Raw genomic sequence first — 17942 nt, 5'->3', positions numbered from 1 at the left:
TCGCCGCGAGGGCGCTTAAACCTGGATCCGGATGATTTTTCGTATCCAGAGAATCCCCAACAACATGGCGCCGAACGCGAACATGATCAGCTTGTGGCCTATAGGGTCATTGATCAGCACCGGCATGTAGCTGGGGCTTGTGAGCACGATGGCGATCGCCAGCACGAAGGGGATCGCCACCAGCACCCAGGCCGACATGCGCCCTTCCGCCGACAAGGTCCGGATCTTGCGCTGGAAGCGAAAGCGCCCGCGGATCAAGCGGCTCAGGCGCTCCAGCACTTCGGTCAGATTGCCGCCGGTTTCGCGGTGGATAAGTATGGAGGTCACCAGCATCATCACCGTCATGCTCGGCATGCGTTCCAACAGGCCGAGCATGGCCCGGCGCACATCATTGCCATAGTTGATGTCGGCGAAGGTCATACCGAACTCCTGGGCGACCGGCCCCTTGTGCTCCTCGGCGACCAGACGCAGGGTTTCGTTGAACGGGTGCCCGGCGCGCAAGGCCCGGCACATGGCGTCCAGCGCGTCCGGCAAACCTTCCTCGAAGGCGGCGAAACGCTTGCTGCGGTCGTGCATGATTTTCAGCACCGGCAACCAGGTCACCACAGAGGCCACCAGCAGCGCCACCCACCATACCGGCCAGAACATCAGCACCACGGCACCGGCCGCCACGCCCAGGGCCAGGCCGAGCATCATCACCCGATAGGCCCGGTATTCGTGGCCGGCCTGCTCGATCAACTGGGTCAGGTTGGCCATGAGCGGCAACTGTTCAAGCCGGGCTTCCAGGGGCGACAAGCGCGTCAGGTACTTCTGCCGCAACACGGTCTGCATGTTGGGCAGATGGTTGGCTTTCTCCAGCACATGCAGGCGCCCACGGATGCGCTTGCGCATTTTGCCGGCCTCGCCGAACACCGGCACCACCACCCCCTGGGACAGGAGGAAGACGGCGATGAACACCATGGCAAGAAAAATCAGGATGAACTCGCTGGGGATGTTGTTCATGACGACCGAGCCTCCATCCACTCAGGACGAAACAGAGTCAGCGGCAACTCGATGCCGCGCCTGGCCAACACGTCGCGAAAGGCCGGGATCATCCCGCTGGGCCGATAATCACCCAGCACCTCGCCGTTTTCCCCGATGCCTTGGCGCGTGAAAGAGAAAATTTCGGTCATGGTGATGATCTCCCCTTCCATGCCGTTGATCTCTTGCATGCTCACCACACGTCGTTTGCCGTCTTCTTGACGCTCCAACTGGATCACCACATCGATGGCAGAGGCAATTTGTTGACGCATGGCCTTGATCGGAAAAGTCGCGCCGGTCATCGACACCATGTTCTCGATTCGCCCCAAGGCATCGCGCGCGGTATTAGCGTGGATCGTGGTCAGGGAGCCGTCGTGGCCGGTGTTCATGGCAGTGAGCATGTCCAGCGCTTCGGCGCCACGCACTTCGCCGATGACAATGCGGTCCGGACGCATCCGCAGGCTGTTACGCACCAGTTCCCGCTGGCTCACCTCGCCGCGCCCCTCGATGTTCGAAGGCCGGGTTTCCAGGCGTACCACGTGAGGTTGTTGCAGTTGCAGTTCGGCCGAATCCTCGATGGTGACGATACGTTCGTTGTGGGGGATGAAACTGGACAGCACGTTGAGCATGGTGGTCTTGCCACTGCCGGTGCCACCGGAAATCAGCACGTTCAAGCGCCCGCGGACAATCGCCTTGAGCAACAAGGCAATGGCTGGGGTCATGGTGCCCACCTGGATCAGGCTGTCGGTGTTGAGCAGGTCCACCGCGAAGCGCCGGATCGACATGCTCGGACCGTCGATGGCCAGCGGCGGGATGATTGCGTTGACCCGCGAGCCGTCCTTGAGCCGGGCATCCACCAGGGGTGACGACTCATCGATGCGTCGCCCCAGGCTGGAGACGATACGGTCAATGATGTTCAGCAGATGCTGGTCGTCGCGAAAGCGCACGTCGGTTCTTTGCAGCTTACCGAAGCGTTCGACATAGACCGAGGCGAAACCGTTGACCAGGATATCGGACACGCTATGGTCGGCCAGCAACGGTTCCAAAGGCCCCAGCCCGAGCACTTCGTCGGTGATCTGCTTGATGATCAACTGACGGCTGGCCGAGCTTACCGGCGCCGAATGCTCATCGAGCAGACGTTGGCAAATATCGCGTATCTGTCTCGTGGCTTCGGCCTGCTCGAGGGAATCGAGCAAGGACAGGTCCATGACCTTGAGCAGTTGCTGGTAGATTTTTTCCCGCCATTGGGCTTCCACCGGGGTGACCTGGCTACGGGTTTCGTAGAGCACGTCGGGAATGGCATGCTCCCAGGCCATCAATTGCTCTGTCGGATCCGGCAGGCTGTCGCCAGTCAGCTCAATGGCAGGTTTACCGGACTGTTTACGCAAGCGGTTGCGGAAGTCGCTGATCATGGGTCATCCCCCGAAAAAACGGTTGAAGGCACGTTTGAGCAGGCCTTTGTCTGCGGCCATCTGGTGACCGACCAGGTCTTCGGTCAAATCGCGCAGGGCAACGGTGATGGCCGCCCTCGGCGCATGCAGCCCCAACGGCACGCCAGTGTTCTGACTCTGGCTGACCAGGTTGAAGTCATTGGGTAATTTCGACAGGTTGGTGCACCGCAGGGCTTCGGCGACATCCTTGAGGCTGACCGCGGCCGCCTTGTCATAGCGATTGACCACCACCTGCAACTGGTCTGCGCGTATGCCCAGGTCCTCGCGAAGGATCCGCACCAGGGCGCTGGCATCGCGCAGATGGCTGACACTTTGTTGAACCACCACGTAGACCCGGTCGACCTGCTCCAGCACGGAGCCGGTGAGGTGGTCGATCTGCCGCGGCAGGTCCACTACCACCCAGTCATAGCTGGCACGGGCCAATTGCAACAGGGCGTCGAGTTGTTCGGGCTGAGCGTCCTGTGGCAGGCACAACTCGCCGCTGCGGCCACCCAGCACGTGCAGGGTCGGACTGAAATGGCTGCAAAAACCCCGCAAGGCGATACTGTCCAGGTCTTCGACCTGTTGCAGCACTTGCAGATGGCTATGGGACTGGGCCACATCCAGATAATGGGTGACGCTGCCAAATTGCAGGTCCATATCCAGCAACAGGGTGGTACCGGCCTGGGCGCTGAGTTGCTGGGCCAGGTTGCAGGCCACCAGGGTTGCACCGGAACCACCCTTGGCGCTGATCACGGCGACCAGCTTGCCTTCGGCACCATGGCCGACGCGGACCTCCGCCACCAGACGATTCAGGGCGGCCACCAGCTCCGTCTCGGCGAAGGGCTCTGGCAGCACGTCCCGGGCACCGGCCTGCATTGCCAGCCGCATGCCTTCCTGCTCGCCCATCAGACCGCATACCAGCATCGGTGGACGCTCATGGGCCGGACGCTGCAGCAACGCCGCCAGCTCTTCGCGCCACAAGTGACTGACCCGCAACAACAGCAGGTCGGGCATTCGCTCCAGGCCATAAAGCGGATCGACATGGCCGTTGCTCACCAGGCGCGTGCTCACTTCCAGGCAAGGCATGCGCTGGCAGACGCATTGCAGGTCGCGCAGGGACGAAGCGTCACGACTGCTGATCAGTAGCCGCAGCCCGGCTTTGCCGGTAACGGTCGACAGTGGAGTTTCCCTGGTATTCAGCATGGTGTGATCTCCCCGGAATCGGAATGACGCCCAAGGCTTTCGCGTGGCAAGGTCGCCCTGAATGTGGGCAAAGTAATGGGCACGCCAAACCCGGGAATGAACAGATTGAAAACGAAGTTCTGCACGCTCAACTGCACGTAACGGATCGCGCGAAAGCCATTGGCGCTGACCGTGTCGGCGGGGTTCGCCACCACGGCGCCGTTCACATCCAGATAGGTCAGCGCCAGGTTCGAAGTGGCGAGACTGCTGATCAGTTGGCTGGTACCTGAATCTGTCGCGGCATTGAAGATGGCGCGGCGCAACACCACCGGATCGTTGATGTTGCACACCGCCGCCAGCCGCGCGCCGCGTCGCGCGGCTTCATCCAAGGCATTGGCGGTGAAATACAGCCGGCCCATTTCCACCACGCCGAACAGGAGGATGAACACCAGCAGGCCAACGAAGGCGAATTCCACGATGTAGGTGCCTTGCATGTGCTTGTTGTTCATCACAACGCCCTCATGACGGTGGTCGCCACCAGTGGAATGCCCAGGGCAATGGCATTGCCGAAGAAACCGGGAATTGCTCCACCGCAATTACCCGCTCCTATCACCGGGCAGAAGGTGTAGGTGATGGTGACACGCACATGATCAACACCCACCGCGGCGACCTCCACGTTCGCCGTGGTCAAGCCGGCCACCACCGCGGCGCCGGCCTGACTCGGAGTGCCATACACCGCGACATTTTTCGTCTGGGTCTGCAGCGTGTTGTTCAGGGCGATGGTGCCCAGGGTGGTATTCCAGGCCTGGCTGGCGACGAATCGATTGGCATCACGGCTGGCCTGTAGCAGCACGTTGTATTGAAAGAGCATGCGGCCGAACTCGCCAAAGGCCAGCAACAGCAGCAGCAACAACGGCAGTACCAGGGTGAATTCCACCAGCGCCACGCCTTGCTGGGCCTGCGCTGCTTTGAAATGGGCAAGTCGCATGACGCCTCCTACGAGTCGGTGCTCGGAGTGCCGCTGCCGTTGAGATAGGTTTTGTAGAGCTGAATGACCTGCGGCCCGGTATCGCTGACCGGCGTGGGGCCAGGCACGTTATCGCCTTCGCATTCCTGGACGAACTGGCCAAAGATGATGGAGTCCGAACCTCCGCCATTAACCGGTTGCACGACGAAATAGCAGCCAAACCCCAGGACGGGAATCGAGGTTGAGCCGCTCAGTTTGCCGGTGCAGTCACCGATCACGATCTTGAGCATCCGCCGCTCGAAAACCCCGTTGCTTTCACAGCCACTACCGGCCCCGGCCACGCAAGCGGCGACCGCCGTTTTCCAGTCGTTGTAGTCCAGTATTGCCTCACCAGCGCCACTGAGATCGCCATTGTTCGAGGTGATGGGCTGTCCTTTGTATTGCGCCTGGGAGAGCGCGTCGTCATAGGTCATCGCCGGGTTGCTCGATGTAGTGACCAGGTCCGGTGGATAGTCCGAAGCGCTGACCGGACCGTTATAGATACCGAATCGCGTATTCAAGCCTTGGGACGTCGGGCCGGCTTTGTTGCCCGGCGCGGTCTGGACGTTGTCCCCGACACTGCGGCAGATCGAACCACCGCCCGCCAAGTCTTCGCGCACCGCGCTGCCGCCGGAGCCGAAATCAAGCAGTTGGAAATTGCCTGGCCCGATGGGCGAAGTGTTGCCCGCGGCCGTCTTCAGCACCGTCAGGTCGCCAAAGCGATAACTCCAGAAATTTCCGGCAGCCGGGTCGTATTGACTGGTGTCGCCGCAGACCATCAAGGGCGCCAGATCACACGGAGCCGTGGGGCTGGGGCCTGCAGTGGCGATCGCCGCCACGGCCTTATTGCCCAGGCCGGCACTGCCCATCGTTTGAACGAAACTCCAGAAAAAACCGCTCAACTGATAACTGGACACTGACACGCGTACGTACTTGGCATCCGACGGCCCGGGATAGGAAAACGGGCCATAAACGCTGCTGGCCAGCTCCACTGCGGCGAACGCACCCGGGTTGCCGGCGACGGCGGTTGCCAGTTCAGCGTTGCCCGCGGCGTCAGCATTTCGTGTCAGCGTGTCCAGGGCGGCGGCCCGAGTCGTACTGGCCATGTTGAGCCCCCCCGCCACCTGGCTCAGGGTCTTGGCGCCGCTCAAGGCGGCGGCATCCACGGCATTTTGCAGACGGGTCTTGTTGAGCAACATGTGTCCGCCATCCAGGGCCAATGCCGCCATCATGGAAATCGCCATTAACGCGATCACCATCAATACACTCACTGCTCCTTCCTGGCGCCGAGGCGTCGCAGTGACAGGCTGCCGGATACTGGGATTCATGATCGAGCCCTCGTTTGCCGACGCGTGAGGATCGGCATTGCCATGGCCGAAGGACCAGGCATTTTTTCTACGCGTTTCAGTGAACGTTGACGACGCTGCTTTCAACTCCACGGATTACCGTGATCCCGCTGCTCTGCGCTTTGGGGCTGCGCTGCACCACGGGCCTTGGCACCACAGCGGTCGCTGCCGCCATCACCGGAGCCGGAGGGGGCGCCACGACGACGGCTTTTTTCTCCAGGTTCAGCGGATTACGCAAGGCCAGCTGCAACTTGCCTTCGGTCTGCGCAGTCACCAGGGCCTCTGCTTCAGTGGCCGACATTTCCAGCGTTACGGCCCGCACCACCACCGGCTGGGTCTTGTCGGTGCCCGCTGTCTGATCCACCGCCAGCACCCGCAGGTTTTCAAGGATGGTCCGGGACACGGCGTTGTTACTGCCGGCGCTGGTGGTCTTGGTAGCCAGCACGTCGACCCGGTTCCCCGGCAACAGGAACCCCCCCACACCGACCACATCATCGACCCGTACCGATATGGCGCGTTTGTCAGGATCGATCAGCGACGCCAGGGTGCTGCCACCCAAATGCTCACTCAGACGCGCGCCCCGCACGATGTCACCGCGCAGAATGTCGAACGTCGCGATCTTGCCTACGGCCTGTTCGCTGGAGTCAAAGGCATCGTCCGGGATCGTATCCATGGGCATGCGCACGGTGGTGACCTGCTGGGCCTCGACCATCTGCCCGAAGGCAATTGGCACGGTGGCAACCACCACGCTGCGCAAATGGTCATCGGGTTTGGCGTTAAGTCGTGCGCTCAGCCAGGAGTCAGCCATCCATGCGGCACCCAGGCCCATGACCAGGGAAACGCCAATCAGCGAAAACGTACGAGAGCTCATGTTGGTATCTCCGATTCAAAGGAAGTCGAGCTGAACGAAGTAGTTGTGCCAGGCCCATTCCAGCTCTTGCGGCAACAGGGGCCCGGAACCGCCCAGGTAACGCTGGCGGTCGAGCGCCATGTTCAACAGGTCGCGGGGATGGCAAGGCACCAGCGGCATGCCCTCGCCCGCATAAAGCTGCTGCAGCACATAGCGCACCAGCAGCGGGTCGTGGGGGATGCCCAGGCGTTCGCACTCCTGGCGCCAGATGCGCTCGTATTCTTCGGGCTTGAGGTAACCGAACTGCACCTTGTAGCCAATGCGGCGCAGAAAGGCTTCGTCGGCCAGTTCCAGGGGGTTGAGGTTGGTGGAAAACACCAGGACCAGATCGAACGGCAACTCGCAATGGCGACCACCGCCCAGGTTGATGAAGTCGCGCTTCTCTTCCATCGGCACGATCCAGCGATTGAGCAATTCGGCCGGGGCCATGCGCTGGCGTCCCATGTCATCGATGATGAACAGGCCGTTGCTGGCCTTGAGCTGCAACGCGGCCTGGTACTGGCGGGTAAAGGGGTCGTAGCGAACATCCAGTTGCTCCATGTTCAACTCGCCGCCCGTGATGACAATCGGGCGTTTGCAGCACAGCAGCCGACGGTCAATGCCTTCATTGAGCATCAGATTGTTCGATTGGCCCTTGTCATCCAGGCGCTGATGCACCTGCGGGTCGTAGATCTCGATCACCGACTCGTTGATGACGATGGCATGGGGCACCCAGATGGCCTCGGCGAACAGACGGATAAGACGGCTGCTGACATAGGTCTTACCGGTGCCCGCGGGGCCGTAAATCATGATCGCCCGCCCTGAATTCAGCGCCACCCCCAACTGATCGAGCATGCCTTGCGACAGCACCATGCCGGCCAGGGCTCGTTGCATGTCGGTGGCGGTGATTCGACCATGGTGAATGGTCTGGATCTTGATCAGGGACCGATAGGTACTCACCGGGAAAGGTGCCGCACCGATATAGCCACTGCGAGACAGGGCGTCGCGAGCGGCACTACGGCCGCGTTCGGTCAGGCCGTAACGCAAGGCCTGTACACTCGTTTGCCCGAGCTGGCCGAGCACTTCGACACGACCGTCCTTGCGCAGGAACGCCAGGACTTCTTCCAGCACCGCGCCGGTCAGCGCCAGGCGCTCCACCAGCCGCGTCATGTCCAGTACACCAGCGTCGTGCAGATGCTTGCAGACCAGCTCGCCGAGAAAACTGTCAGTCAGGCCGGTGTCTTGAATCGTGCATGGCTGAGGGGCCAGGCGTTGCACCGCTTCCCGTTCACTAGGGTAGGCATCACTATCTTTGATGACGTGCATGACTAGACTCCCCAGCCATCGGCAATCAGCTGCCAGTAGACGCTGTTCAAGGTGCCGATCAGGATCGCGATCGAATAAGGAAAAGGTTTGCCGGCCACTTCATCCGCGGTAGGTGCCAGGTAAGCCTGGGCCCGCACGATCAGCCAGTAACGCTGCAGGGTCTGGAGCAACTGACCGCGGGCCAGCACGATCAGAAAACCGCACACACCACCGGCGATCAGACTGAACAGCGCAGCCCACAATGCGTAATGAACCGGCAGGAAACTGCCCACCATGGCCATCAACTTGACGTCACCGGCGGCCATGCCACCCACCGCATACATGGGCAAAAACAGCGCGAAACAGACCAGCATGCCCAGCAGGCTATCGCCCGTTCCGCTGATCCCGCCTGTATAAGTCTGACCGGCCAAGCCCAAGGCCAGGCCCAACAGGACCAGCGTGTTGGGGATGCGGTGGCGGAGCAAGTCACTCACCACCGCCACGCCCAGCAGTCCCAGCAGCAGTACCGTCGACACCAGCAATTCCATGGACATGGCGCGTCTCCCTGTTGCAGTTATCGTTAGCAGGCCACGTTGCCGTTGACGGCCTGGCACAGCGCACGGATCTTGGTGTCCACCGCGCCGCCCAAAAGAACGAAGGCTGCCGCCACCAACACCGTGATCAAACCGCCCGCGACGGCGTATTCAACAATGGTCAAGCCATCTTCATCTTTGGCGAACCGGCTGATCGAAGTTCTTATTGTGTGCAGAGTCATTTTCTTCACCTCGCCTTTGAATAAAGGCTGTACCGCCATGAACTAAGTTGTCGGGGACAACGCCAAGTCCATTTGAGTGATTCGTTGTACTCACAGCAAAAGAGTCGCAAGCGACGCTTCCTTGAAAGACGCCGTGTCCCCACGCCGTTGTCGCTGTCAGCAGGCGACGTTGCCGTTGACGGCCTGGCACAGCGCGCGGATCTTGGTATTCACGGCACCGCCCAGAAGCACAAAGGCGGCGGCCACCAACACCGTGATCAACCCACCGGCCACGGCGTATTCCACAATGGTCAGGCCGTCTTCATCTTTGGCGAACTTCAGCACCGAAGCCTTGATTGTTTGAAGAGTCATTTTGCGCACCTCATCAGGGTTGTTTTCAGGGGCAGTACATTTGCAACTGCCTGATGCAACCCTAGTCAGCGGGTGGGGATAGCCGTTAGGAGGATTTTGCACATCGCTAGGATTATTTTGCGGGGGGAGCCAGGCACGCCTTGCGATTGCAACTCGCAACGATTCGCGCTCTGCCGTTCTGAGCCTGTGGCGCTTAAAAAAACGGCTTTTATAAAAAAATTATTCGGCGAAGTGATGGCACATTGGCAATACTGCAAGCTTAAGGGCAGTCATCACGCTGAGTGGTAGGCACATGATCTCGAGTCTGACCAGAAAGCCAAAGCTGTTGTGGTTCGATCTGACTCACGATCGGTCCACCCAGGAACTTGTCAGCCAGTTCGAGGACACTTGCGACTGCACCCAGGCAAAAGATGCCCTGCTGCCCGGCGGGGAACAGGCAGACATGATCTGCATCCATTTCGATCGCCCGGATACGCCGGGCCTGCGGCGGCTGCTGGAGATCAAGCGCACCGTCCCTGCCACGCCCATCACCATGTTCACCGTGCAGCACTCCGAAGAACTGGCGGTCTGGGCCATGCGCTCAAGTGTATGGGAATACATGGTACTGCCCCTGTCAGCCACGGAGAGGAAGCGCTACCTGACTGCCCTGGTGCAATTATGCGAGTTACGCCGCTACAGCTGTGGCCCGCGCAAGACTTCGCTGATCGACCACGCGCCAACCCTGCCGGACAGCATCCGCCTGACCTCCGGGCACCAGAAACACCAGGCCCTGAGCCATATCATGCTGTACATCGACCAGCATTTTCGCGACAGCATCGATCAGCGGGACCTGGCCAAGCGATGCGGCATGACCACGTTTCGCTTCAGCCGTGTGTTCAAGGAAGCCAACGGACTTGGTTTCACCGATTACGTGCTGAACAAACGCATGAGCTTTGCCAAGGAACTGCTCGACAATAGCCAGATGCCTATCACCAGCATCGGCTATGAGGCCGGGTTCAAGGATCCCTCCTACTTCGCCCGCGCCTTCAAGCAGTACGCCAACTGCACACCCAGTGAATACCGCCTGGCGCGGCAGATGCGAACAATGATTCCCGCTCCCGATCTACCGGAAAACGAGCGTGCAGACGCACTTGAGAGCCTGGTGGAGAGCCTCGAAGATTGAAGCGTGCTTTTTCACGGACGAAAAAAAACGCCGCTCATTGAGCGGCGTTTTTTTGAATTTGGAGCGGGAAACGAGACTCGAACTCGCGACCCCGACCTTGGCAAGGTCGTGCTCTACCAACTGAGCTATTCCCGCAAATGGCGTCCCCTAGGGGACTCGAACCCCTGTTACCGCCGTGAAAGGGCGGTGTCCTAGGCCACTAGACGAAGGGGACACGCTGCCCGGAACACATGGTGTGTGTTCCAGTGCCCAGATCCGTACCCGAAGATATCGATTCTGGTTTCACTCAGCCCTGCCCGAAGGCAACGCTGTTTAAAATTGGAGCGGGAAACGAGACTCGAACTCGCGACCCCGACCTTGGCAAGGTCGTGCTCTACCAACTGAGCTATTCCCGCATTGGCGTCCCCTAGGGGACTCGAACCCCTGTTACCGCCGTGAAAGGGCGGTGTCCTAGGCCACTAGACGAAGGGGACACACGTACAACATTCACTGCTTATCGCGTTTGGCTAAGTGCTTTACGCTGTAAGTGGCGCGCATTCTATGGATGGATTGCTGGGTCGTCAACCCCCAGATATAAATTTATTTAAATCAATGACTTCGCCCGGTTTGGGGGCTGTTCGCACATTTTGCCCGTCCGGTCTCTGGCGCCTATATTCTGTCATCCGCCAAGACGTTATAGTCGTGCCTGACAAATGGTGGCAATGTGCATCTATCTTCGCCGCACTTCCATACGCAGCGCCACGCCTGTCTAATCGCATCGCGCAGGCCTATGCGCTTAAAAGCCAAGCCACTACACTCTTGATATGCGAACCCCAATAAAGAGGTCTTACCGGTGACACCACTCATGATCACCCTGCTCGTCGTAGCCGGGATCGCACTGTTGATCGCCATTGGCTACATGAACCATGTGGTGGAAAACAACAAGCTGGAAAAGGCCCGTACCAAGGTTGAACTCAACGACCGCTTGCGTCGTTGTGGCGAGCTCACTGAAACCTTTCCCGGACAATTGATGACCCCGGCCCTGAAGCTGTTGATCACGCGTCTTGAGATCAACGTCTGCCAGCGCCTGCTGAACCTGGAGAAAACCAATACAGCGGTCAAGGCGCGCCTGGACGAACTGAATGCGCTCGCCGCCCAGGGTGAATCGATTCCGGTGAACAACCCACCGGCACCGATCCAGACCGAAGCCAAGGCCAAGGATGTGCGGTTTCTGCTCGAGGCCCTTCACGGTCAGATTACCCGCGCCGCCCAGGACGGCTTCCTGCCGCCCAACGAAGCCAAGCGCTGGATCCGCGAAGTGCGGCACATTCTGGTGCTGTTGCACATCGAGTTCTTCAATAATCTCGGCCAACACGCCTTGCAGCAAGAACAACCGGGGCAGGCCCGCCTGGCGTTCGAACGGGGCGTGCAGTACCTGCGCAAGCAACAGGAACCGCAGGTCTATGCCGAACAACTGGACTACCTGGAAAAACTCCTGGCCCGCGCCAATGCCATGGTTCTGGCCAGCACCCAGCCAGTCGAAGGCGAAGTCAACCAGTTGACCGAAGGGCTGAAGGACGCCGAAGTAAACGACGAGTGGAAGAAGAAGAAGGTTTACGACTGATATACGGGTTGGGCTCTCAAGCCTGACTCCTGTGTGGCGAGGGGATTTATCCCCGCTGGGCTGCGTAGCAGCCCAAGTCATTGCTGACTGATATTAAACCTTGAACAGTCGGGGCCGCTGCGCGACCCAGCGGGGATAAATCCCCTCGCCACAAGTGCTTCGCCGACAGCTCACAGCCTGAAATGCCCCACCATTCCCTTGAGTTCAACCCCCAACTGCGCCAGCTCAATGCTCGACGCGGCATTGCCCTGCATCGCCAGCGAAGATTGATCGGCACTGGCGCGGATGCTGGTGACACTGCGGTTGATCTCTTCAGCCACCGAGCTCTGTTGCTCGGCCGCCGCCGCGATCTGCTGGTTCATCTGCTGGATCAGTGACACCGCCGCCGCAATGCTCCCCAAGGCGCTTTCGGTTTGCAGTGCATCACTGACCGCCATCTTCACCAGCTCGCCACTGCTCTGGATCTGCTGCACGGAGGTCTGGGCTGCTGAGCGCAAGGCACTCACCAGTCGTTCGATTTCCTCGGTGGACTGTTGCGTGCGCTTGGCCAGGGCCCGCACTTCATCGGCCACCACCGCAAAGCCCCGGCCCTGCTCACCGGCCCTGGCGGCTTCGATGGCCGCATTGAGCGCCAGCAAGTTGGTCTGCTCAGCCACACTCTTGATCACGCTCAACACCGTACCAATGTTCTGGATCTCAGCGCTGAGGCTTTCGATACTGCTACTGGCTGAAGTAGCCGAGTCAGCCAATTGTTCAATGCGCACCATGCTCTGACGCACCACCTGCTGACCGCTTTCAACCTTATCGTCAGCGGTCTGGGCCGCCTGGGCCGCCTCTTCGGCATTGCGCGCCACGTCGTGCACGGTGGCGGTCATCTGGTTCATGGCCGTGGCGACCTGCTCGGTCTCCTCCTTCTGGCTGCTGACTTCCAGGTTGGTCTGCTCGGTCACGGCCGACAGCGATTGGGCAGAGTTGGCCAACTGTTCGATACCGGCCTGCAAACCGCTGACGATACTGCTCAGGCCCGCCCCCATCTGTTGCATGGCGAGCATCAGTTGTCCGATCTCATCCTGGCGTGTCACTTGCACCGTTGCGCTCAAGTCGCCCGAGGCAATCTGCTGCGCAACGCGGATGACGCTACGCAACGGCCCGACGATCAACCGGGTAATGACCCAGGCTGCAATCAGTCCCACCAGCAGCGCCAGGGCCGACGAGCCGATGATCAGCAGCGAATTTTTCTTCAGTTCCGCCTGCATGGCCGCGTCTTCGGCGGTATAAGCCTGGTCAACCCGCTCCACGACCTGGGAGGCACGCTCGTGCAGTTGCTGGTAGACGATTTTCTCCTGGGCCAGCAGGCCGGTGTATTCAGCAAGTTTTTCGTTGAAACCGGCGATGTGCCCGGCCACTTCGTTAAGCACGGTCTGGTATCCGGGGTCCTTGACGGTGGTCTTGAGCACCTCGGCCTGCTTCATGGCTTGCTCTGCCTGTTCGATCGTGCCCTGCCCGCCCTCTTCAGAGCCTTTGCGGCTTTGATCCAGGCGTACCCGCGCTTCGTTCATGGCCTGCAACATCAACCGTGACACTTCGCTGACCTGATTGGCCTGCTCAATGAACTCGGCGCCCTCCTTGCCTTCGGATTCTTTCAGGGTATAAGCGCCATCATCCGCCAGCCCCGCTTGCAGCACATCCAGGTTATTGGCAACGCTGGACACCGACCAACTGGCCATTTCCAGTGCCAGGTCTTTGCTCTGGCTCAGCTCGACGAATTCGTCGAACGCCTTGCGATAGGCCGCCAGGGCCTGCTCCACATCATTCATCACTGGCACGTTGGCCGCTGATTGCGCCTTCAGCTCGGTGGCCTGGGCAATCAACCCGTCCACGCCCAGCCGCAAGGCATCGACCGTTTTGGGGTCGGAGCGCAAGGCGTATTCCTGCTCAAGCAGGCGGACCTTGAGCAAGCCGCTGTTGAGGGATGACATCTGCTTCAGGCCATCGAAACGATGGCTGATGGTCTGCAGGGACCAGACACCGATGGCCGCCACCACGGCGGTAAGCAGCAGCACCAGGACAAACCCCAGGCCCAGTTTCTTTGCCATACCCAAGTTGGCAAAACGTCTTTGCACGGCCGAAATCATTGCGCCCAGTCCTCTGCCAGTGTGTGTTGATTGCAGATTCGCAACGAGACACCCTGTAACACAAGATGCTGGCGTCGGAATAATGGCAAAAAGCTACAGCGCCGTCGTTTTCAGGACAATTGAGGTCGATCCAGAGCCGCCGCGCGGAAGAATGCCAGTGCCCTCGAATCACAGGCATGGGCCACGTTGATCCGTAGCCAGTCGCTGACAGCCCCCGACGGGCTGAACGCTGTACGGGAAGAAAGCACCACACCGAACCGCTTGGCCAGACGCTGCAATGCAGCGTAGTCGCACAAGGGTGCCCGCGCCCAAATGAACAGACCGCCGGCGGGTCGGCCAAAGACTTCCCAATCCGCATCCTCCAACACCTGCAACACCGCTGCCATGTCGACACTCAAACGTTGCCGCTGACGCTGGACCAATTTGCGATAGGCACCGCTGGCCAGAAGATTGGCCAGCACTGACTCACAGAACCGAGAGCTGCCCATGCTGGTAATATCCTTGACGTCCCTCAGGCGTGTGATGACAGACGAGCCGGCCACTATGAAACCGACTCGCAAGGAACTGCTCAGGGTTTTCGAGAAGCTGCCCACGTACACCACGTCGCTATCCAGCGCTGCCAGGCGGGTGCGGGTTGAACTCTGGAAGTCGGCATAGACATCGTCTTCGACCACCAAAATGGCGTGTTTTTTCGCCAGTTGCAGCAGTTGCTGAGCCACGGCCGGGGCCAGACTGCTGCCGGTCGGGTTATGACAGGCGCTGTTGACGAACAGGGCGCTGGGCCGGCGGGTCGCCAAGAGGCATTGAAATGCATCGACATCCGGGCCGCGCGGAGTCCTGGGCAGTTCGATCATGTCGATGCCATGCAACCTGAGCAGGTCGAACAGCTTCGAGTACCCCGGACTCTCCACCACGACGCAGCATCCAGGCTCGAGCAGTGTGCGTACAATCAGGTCCAGACCGTGGGTCGCCCCCGTGGTGGTCAGGATCAGGTTTGCATCGGCCTGGATATTGAATTGTTTCAGGCGCCTGGACAGTTGCTCGCGCAGAGCGGGCAGCCCCATCGGCGTACTGTAATTGAACAACCCCGCCATGTCGGTGCGGGTGACCTGACGGATCGCGTAGCCCAAATCATCGCTTTCGCGCCAGCTCTCGGGCAGCCCGCCACAGCCCAGTTTCAGTTCCCACTGCGAGTTCCGGGGCACGCTGTCCTGAGTGAGCTGCACGTCTTCCAGCCAGTCGTTGTCGGAGGGCTCGTAGCTGGACGACGGGGGCGGAGCGACGAAAAAACCCGAGCCATGGCGCGCCGCCAACACTCCTTGGGCCACCAGGCGTTCACACGCCTCATTGACACTGGACTGACTGAGCAAATTCTCCCGGGCCAATTGGCGAATGGAGGGCAGTCGGGTTCCCGGTTGCACCCCATCCTGTCGAATCCAGCCGGCCAGCGCGTCGACAATTTGCTGCACGACAGGCACCAGGGCCTGCCGGTCGATTCTCAACTCCATGAGTAACCAAGCTCCTAAGCAACTGTTTTATCTCTGGAAACAGTTAAGCACAGGCCGTCTCCGGACGATGTACGACAACGTCACCAAAACGGTCGATTCTCACCCTTTGAAACACATTCAGGGGCTGACACGGGTCATTTTTAACCCCCAAAGAAAAAGCCCACAACAAGTGCGGGCCTAGTCCTACAAGCTAAACACTACGCTCTTCAGAAAGCCGTGACGCCGCCGTCCACCGCCAACGAATGACCGGTGGTGAATGCAGCGCCATCGCTGCACAAATACAGCACCGCGCTGGCGATTTCCTCGACCTTGCCGATGCGTCCTACCGGATGCATGGCGTTGGCGAACTCAGCTTTTTTCGGATCCGCTTCATAGGCACGACGGAACATGTCGGTGTCGATCACCGCCGGGCAAACCGCGTTCACGCGGATTTTCTTCTTGGCGTATTCAATCGCCGCCGATTTGGTCAGGCCGATCACCGCGTGCTTGGAGGCTGCATAAATGCTCATCTTCGGCGCCGCCCCCAGACCCGCCACCGAGGCAGTATTGACGATGGCACCTCCCCCCTGGGCCAGCAGCAGCGGCAATTGATACTTCATGCAGAGCCAGACGCCCTTCACATTGACGCCCATGATGGCGTCGAACTCATCGAGGGTGCCGTCAGCCAACTTGCCCTTTTCGATTTCGATCCCCGCGTTATTGAAGGCGTAATCGAGGCGGCCATAGGCATTGATCACTTCGCTCATCAGGTTCTGCACGTCGCTTTCCAGCGTTACGTCGCAGCGCACGAACAGCGCTTCACCGCCCGCCTCACGAATCGACTGCACCGTGCCCTCGCCGCCCGCCACGTCCAGGTCGGCCGCCACCACTTTCAGGCCCTGCGCCGCGAATGCCTGGGCCGTCGCACGGCCAATGCCCGCGGCTGCGCCCGTGACCACGGCGACCTGTCCGGAAAACGTCATGCTCATTGTCAAATCCTCGAAGAGTGCGGGAGATGGCGCCAGTCTAGTCACAGGTCCGGAAGATGCGGCAGCACTATCCAGTTGCCGTTTGGGCATTCATGGGCGCCAGTGATAACGGCCCCGGCGCCATTATCACTGGGCTCGATCGAACTGCATTCGCTGCATCAGCAAACCTTGCGACAAACCCCTCGAAGGTCTATCAACAAGGCTTCATTCATCTTGAGTGCCAGCCATGACTGCCCAGACCAATCGCCAGTTCCTGCTCGCCAAACGCCCGGTGGGCGCTGCGACCCGCGAGACTTTCACCTATCAGCAAGTACCGGTCGGCGAGCCGGCAGCCGGCCAGATTCTGGTGAAGAACGAATATCTATCCCTGGATCCGGCCATGCGCGGCTGGATGAACGAAGGCAAGTCTTACATCCCGCCGGTTGGCATTGGAGAAGTGATGCGCGCCTTGGGCGTAGGCCAGGTGGTCGCCTCGAACAACCCGGGCTTCGCGGTCGGTGACTACGTCAACGGTGCACTGGGAGTGCAGGATTATTTCCTCGGCGAGCCGCGAGGTTTCTACAAGGTCGATCCGAAACTGGCGCCATTACCGCGCTACTTGTCCGCATTGGGCATGACCGGCATGACCGCCTATTTCGCCCTGCTGGACGTGGGCGCACCCAAGGCCGGCGAGACGGTAGTGCTCTCAGGGGCCGCCGGTGCGGTGGGCAGCATCGCCGGGCAGATCGCCAAGATCAAAGGTTGCCGCGTGGTGGGCATCGCCGGCGGGGCCGACAAATGCAAATTCCTGGTCGATGAACTGGGCTTCGATGGCGCCATCGACTACAAGCATGAAGACGTCCATGCCGGTCTCAAGCGCGAATGCCCCAAAGGCGTGGATGTGTACTTCGATAACGTCGGCGGCGACATCCTCGATGCGGTGCTCAGCCGCTTGAACCTCAAGGCCCGCGTAGTGATCTGCGGTGCCATCAGCCAATACAACAACAAAGAAGCGGTGAAAGGCCCGGCCAACTACCTGTCGCTGCTGGTCAACCGGGCGCGCATGGAAGGCTTCGTGGTCATGGACTACGCCTCTCAGTTCGCCGCCGCCGGGCAGGAAATGGCCGGTTGGATGGCCAAGGGGCAGCTCAAGAGCAAGGAAGACATCGTTGAAGGACTGGAGACATTCCCCGAGACACTGACCAAGTTGTTCAGTGGGGAGAATTTCGGGAAGTTGGTACTTAAGGTCTAGTCACAAACACCGGTGGGAGCGGGCTTGC

General features: G+C 60.2%; 17 protein-coding genes, 4 tRNA genes and 1 pseudogene. 3 read left to right on the top strand and 19 right to left on the bottom strand.

Going from position 1 to position 17942, the window contains the following annotated elements:
* Window positions 1–15: 15 nt before the first annotated feature.
* From BM132_RS21860 to BM132_RS21810, 11 genes are all read right to left on the bottom strand, one after another.
* Window positions 16–1002, bottom strand: a complete 987-nt coding sequence (locus BM132_RS21860) for a type II secretion system F family protein (protein WP_092458692.1) — start codon at window positions 1000–1002, stop codon at window positions 16–18.
* A complete protein-coding gene (locus tag BM132_RS21855; RefSeq protein ID WP_092400095.1) occupies window positions 999–2432 on the bottom strand; it encodes a TadA family conjugal transfer-associated ATPase in 1434 nt (477 codons plus the stop codon). The genes BM132_RS21860 and BM132_RS21855 overlap by 4 nt, the downstream gene beginning before the upstream one ends.
* Before the next feature lie 3 nt (window positions 2433–2435).
* A complete protein-coding gene (locus BM132_RS21850; RefSeq protein ID WP_092400097.1) occupies window positions 2436–3656 on the bottom strand; it encodes an AAA family ATPase in 1221 nt (406 codons plus the stop codon).
* Entirely contained in the window at window positions 3650–4144 is a 495-nt protein-coding gene (locus BM132_RS21845; protein ID WP_092400099.1) for a TadE family protein, read from the bottom strand. Before BM132_RS21845 ends, BM132_RS21850 begins: the two co-directional genes overlap by 7 nt.
* On the bottom strand, window positions 4144–4623 hold the full coding sequence (locus tag BM132_RS21840; protein ID WP_092458690.1) for a TadE/TadG family type IV pilus assembly protein: 480 nt from the start codon (window positions 4621–4623) through the stop codon (window positions 4144–4146). Before BM132_RS21840 ends, BM132_RS21845 begins: the two co-directional genes overlap by 1 nt.
* An 8-nt stretch (window positions 4624–4631) precedes the next feature.
* Window positions 4632–5969 carry a TadE/TadG family type IV pilus assembly protein gene (locus BM132_RS21835; RefSeq protein WP_189674170.1) on the bottom strand — a complete coding sequence of 446 codons (1338 nt, stop codon included), beginning with the start codon at window positions 5967–5969 and terminating at the stop codon, window positions 4632–4634.
* A 76-nt stretch (window positions 5970–6045) separates the two neighbouring features.
* A complete protein-coding gene (gene cpaB / locus BM132_RS21830; protein ID WP_092458688.1) occupies window positions 6046–6858 on the bottom strand; it encodes a Flp pilus assembly protein CpaB in 813 nt (270 codons plus the stop codon).
* 15 nt (window positions 6859–6873) lie between these two features.
* Window positions 6874–8202 carry a P-loop NTPase family protein gene (locus tag BM132_RS21825; RefSeq protein ID WP_092458686.1) on the bottom strand — a complete coding sequence of 443 codons (1329 nt, stop codon included), beginning with the start codon at window positions 8200–8202 and terminating at the stop codon, window positions 6874–6876.
* Window positions 8203–8204: 2 nt separating this feature from the next.
* Window positions 8205–8735, bottom strand: coding sequence for an A24 family peptidase (locus tag BM132_RS21820; RefSeq protein WP_047228159.1), 531 nt, complete (start codon window positions 8733–8735; stop codon window positions 8205–8207).
* A 26-nt stretch (window positions 8736–8761) separates the two neighbouring features.
* A complete protein-coding gene (locus BM132_RS21815) occupies window positions 8762–8956 on the bottom strand; it encodes a Flp family type IVb pilin (protein ID WP_047228300.1) in 195 nt (64 codons plus the stop codon).
* Between the two features lie 156 nt (window positions 8957–9112).
* The gene (locus BM132_RS21810; protein ID WP_008070254.1) at window positions 9113–9307 is read right to left on the bottom strand and encodes a Flp family type IVb pilin; all 195 of its coding nucleotides are present in this window, start codon (window positions 9305–9307) and stop codon (window positions 9113–9115) included.
* 292 nt (window positions 9308–9599) lie between these two features.
* On the opposite strand from BM132_RS21810, the gene BM132_RS21805 reads away from it, so the two are divergent.
* Window positions 9600–10469 carry a response regulator transcription factor gene (locus BM132_RS21805; protein ID WP_092458685.1) on the top strand — a complete coding sequence of 290 codons (870 nt, stop codon included), beginning with the start codon at window positions 9600–9602 and terminating at the stop codon, window positions 10467–10469.
* A gap of 59 nt (window positions 10470–10528) precedes the next feature.
* Here the strand turns inward: BM132_RS21805 and BM132_RS21800 are convergent.
* The 4 genes from BM132_RS21800 to BM132_RS21785 form a co-directional block, all read right to left on the bottom strand.
* Window positions 10529–10604: transfer RNA gene (locus BM132_RS21800), tRNA-Gly, on the bottom strand.
* 3 nt (window positions 10605–10607) lie between these two features.
* Window positions 10608–10683, bottom strand: a tRNA-Glu gene (locus BM132_RS21795).
* 105 nt (window positions 10684–10788) lie between these two features.
* Window positions 10789–10864: transfer RNA gene (locus tag BM132_RS21790), tRNA-Gly, on the bottom strand.
* A 2-nt stretch (window positions 10865–10866) separates the two neighbouring features.
* Window positions 10867–10942 (bottom strand) — tRNA-Glu (locus tag BM132_RS21785).
* Between the two features lie 371 nt (window positions 10943–11313).
* Here BM132_RS21785 and BM132_RS21780 point away from each other — a divergent pair.
* Window positions 11314–12072 (top strand): VHS/ENTH/ANTH domain-containing protein, encoded by a 759-nt coding sequence (locus tag BM132_RS21780; RefSeq protein WP_092400111.1) that lies wholly within the window; start codon window positions 11314–11316, stop codon window positions 12070–12072.
* A 170-nt stretch (window positions 12073–12242) separates the two neighbouring features.
* On the opposite strand, the gene BM132_RS28995 is transcribed toward BM132_RS21780, so the two are convergent.
* The 4 genes and pseudogenes from BM132_RS28995 to BM132_RS21765 all read right to left on the bottom strand — a co-directional run bounded on the left by BM132_RS28995 (window position 12243) and on the right by BM132_RS21765 (window position 16683).
* Entirely contained in the window at window positions 12243–13106 is an 864-nt protein-coding gene (locus tag BM132_RS28995) for a methyl-accepting chemotaxis protein (protein ID WP_371264151.1), read from the bottom strand.
* A pseudogene (locus BM132_RS28990) lies at window positions 13104–13328 on the bottom strand (HAMP domain-containing protein); the annotation flags it as partial. The gene BM132_RS28995 and the pseudogene BM132_RS28990, both read right to left, overlap by 3 nt.
* A 989-nt stretch (window positions 13329–14317) precedes the next feature.
* Window positions 14318–15715 (bottom strand): aminotransferase-like domain-containing protein, encoded by a 1398-nt coding sequence (locus BM132_RS21770; protein WP_092458681.1) that lies wholly within the window; start codon window positions 15713–15715, stop codon window positions 14318–14320.
* Window positions 15716–15921: 206 nt separating this feature from the next.
* Window positions 15922–16683: an SDR family oxidoreductase gene (locus BM132_RS21765; protein WP_092458679.1), complete on the bottom strand. Its 762-nt coding sequence runs from the start codon at window positions 16681–16683 to the stop codon at window positions 15922–15924.
* A gap of 226 nt (window positions 16684–16909) precedes the next feature.
* Between BM132_RS21765 and BM132_RS21760 the strand changes: the two genes are divergently transcribed.
* Entirely contained in the window at window positions 16910–17914 is a 1005-nt protein-coding gene (locus BM132_RS21760; RefSeq protein ID WP_092458677.1) for an NADP-dependent oxidoreductase, read from the top strand.
* Window positions 17915–17942 lie beyond the last annotated feature (28 nt).

The sequence above is a fragment of the Pseudomonas sp. NFACC45 genome (genome assembly GCF_900113505.1).
GTDB lineage: Bacteria > Pseudomonadota > Gammaproteobacteria > Pseudomonadales > Pseudomonadaceae > Aquipseudomonas > Aquipseudomonas tehranensis.
This window is presented reverse-complemented; position numbering and strand designations above follow the sequence as displayed.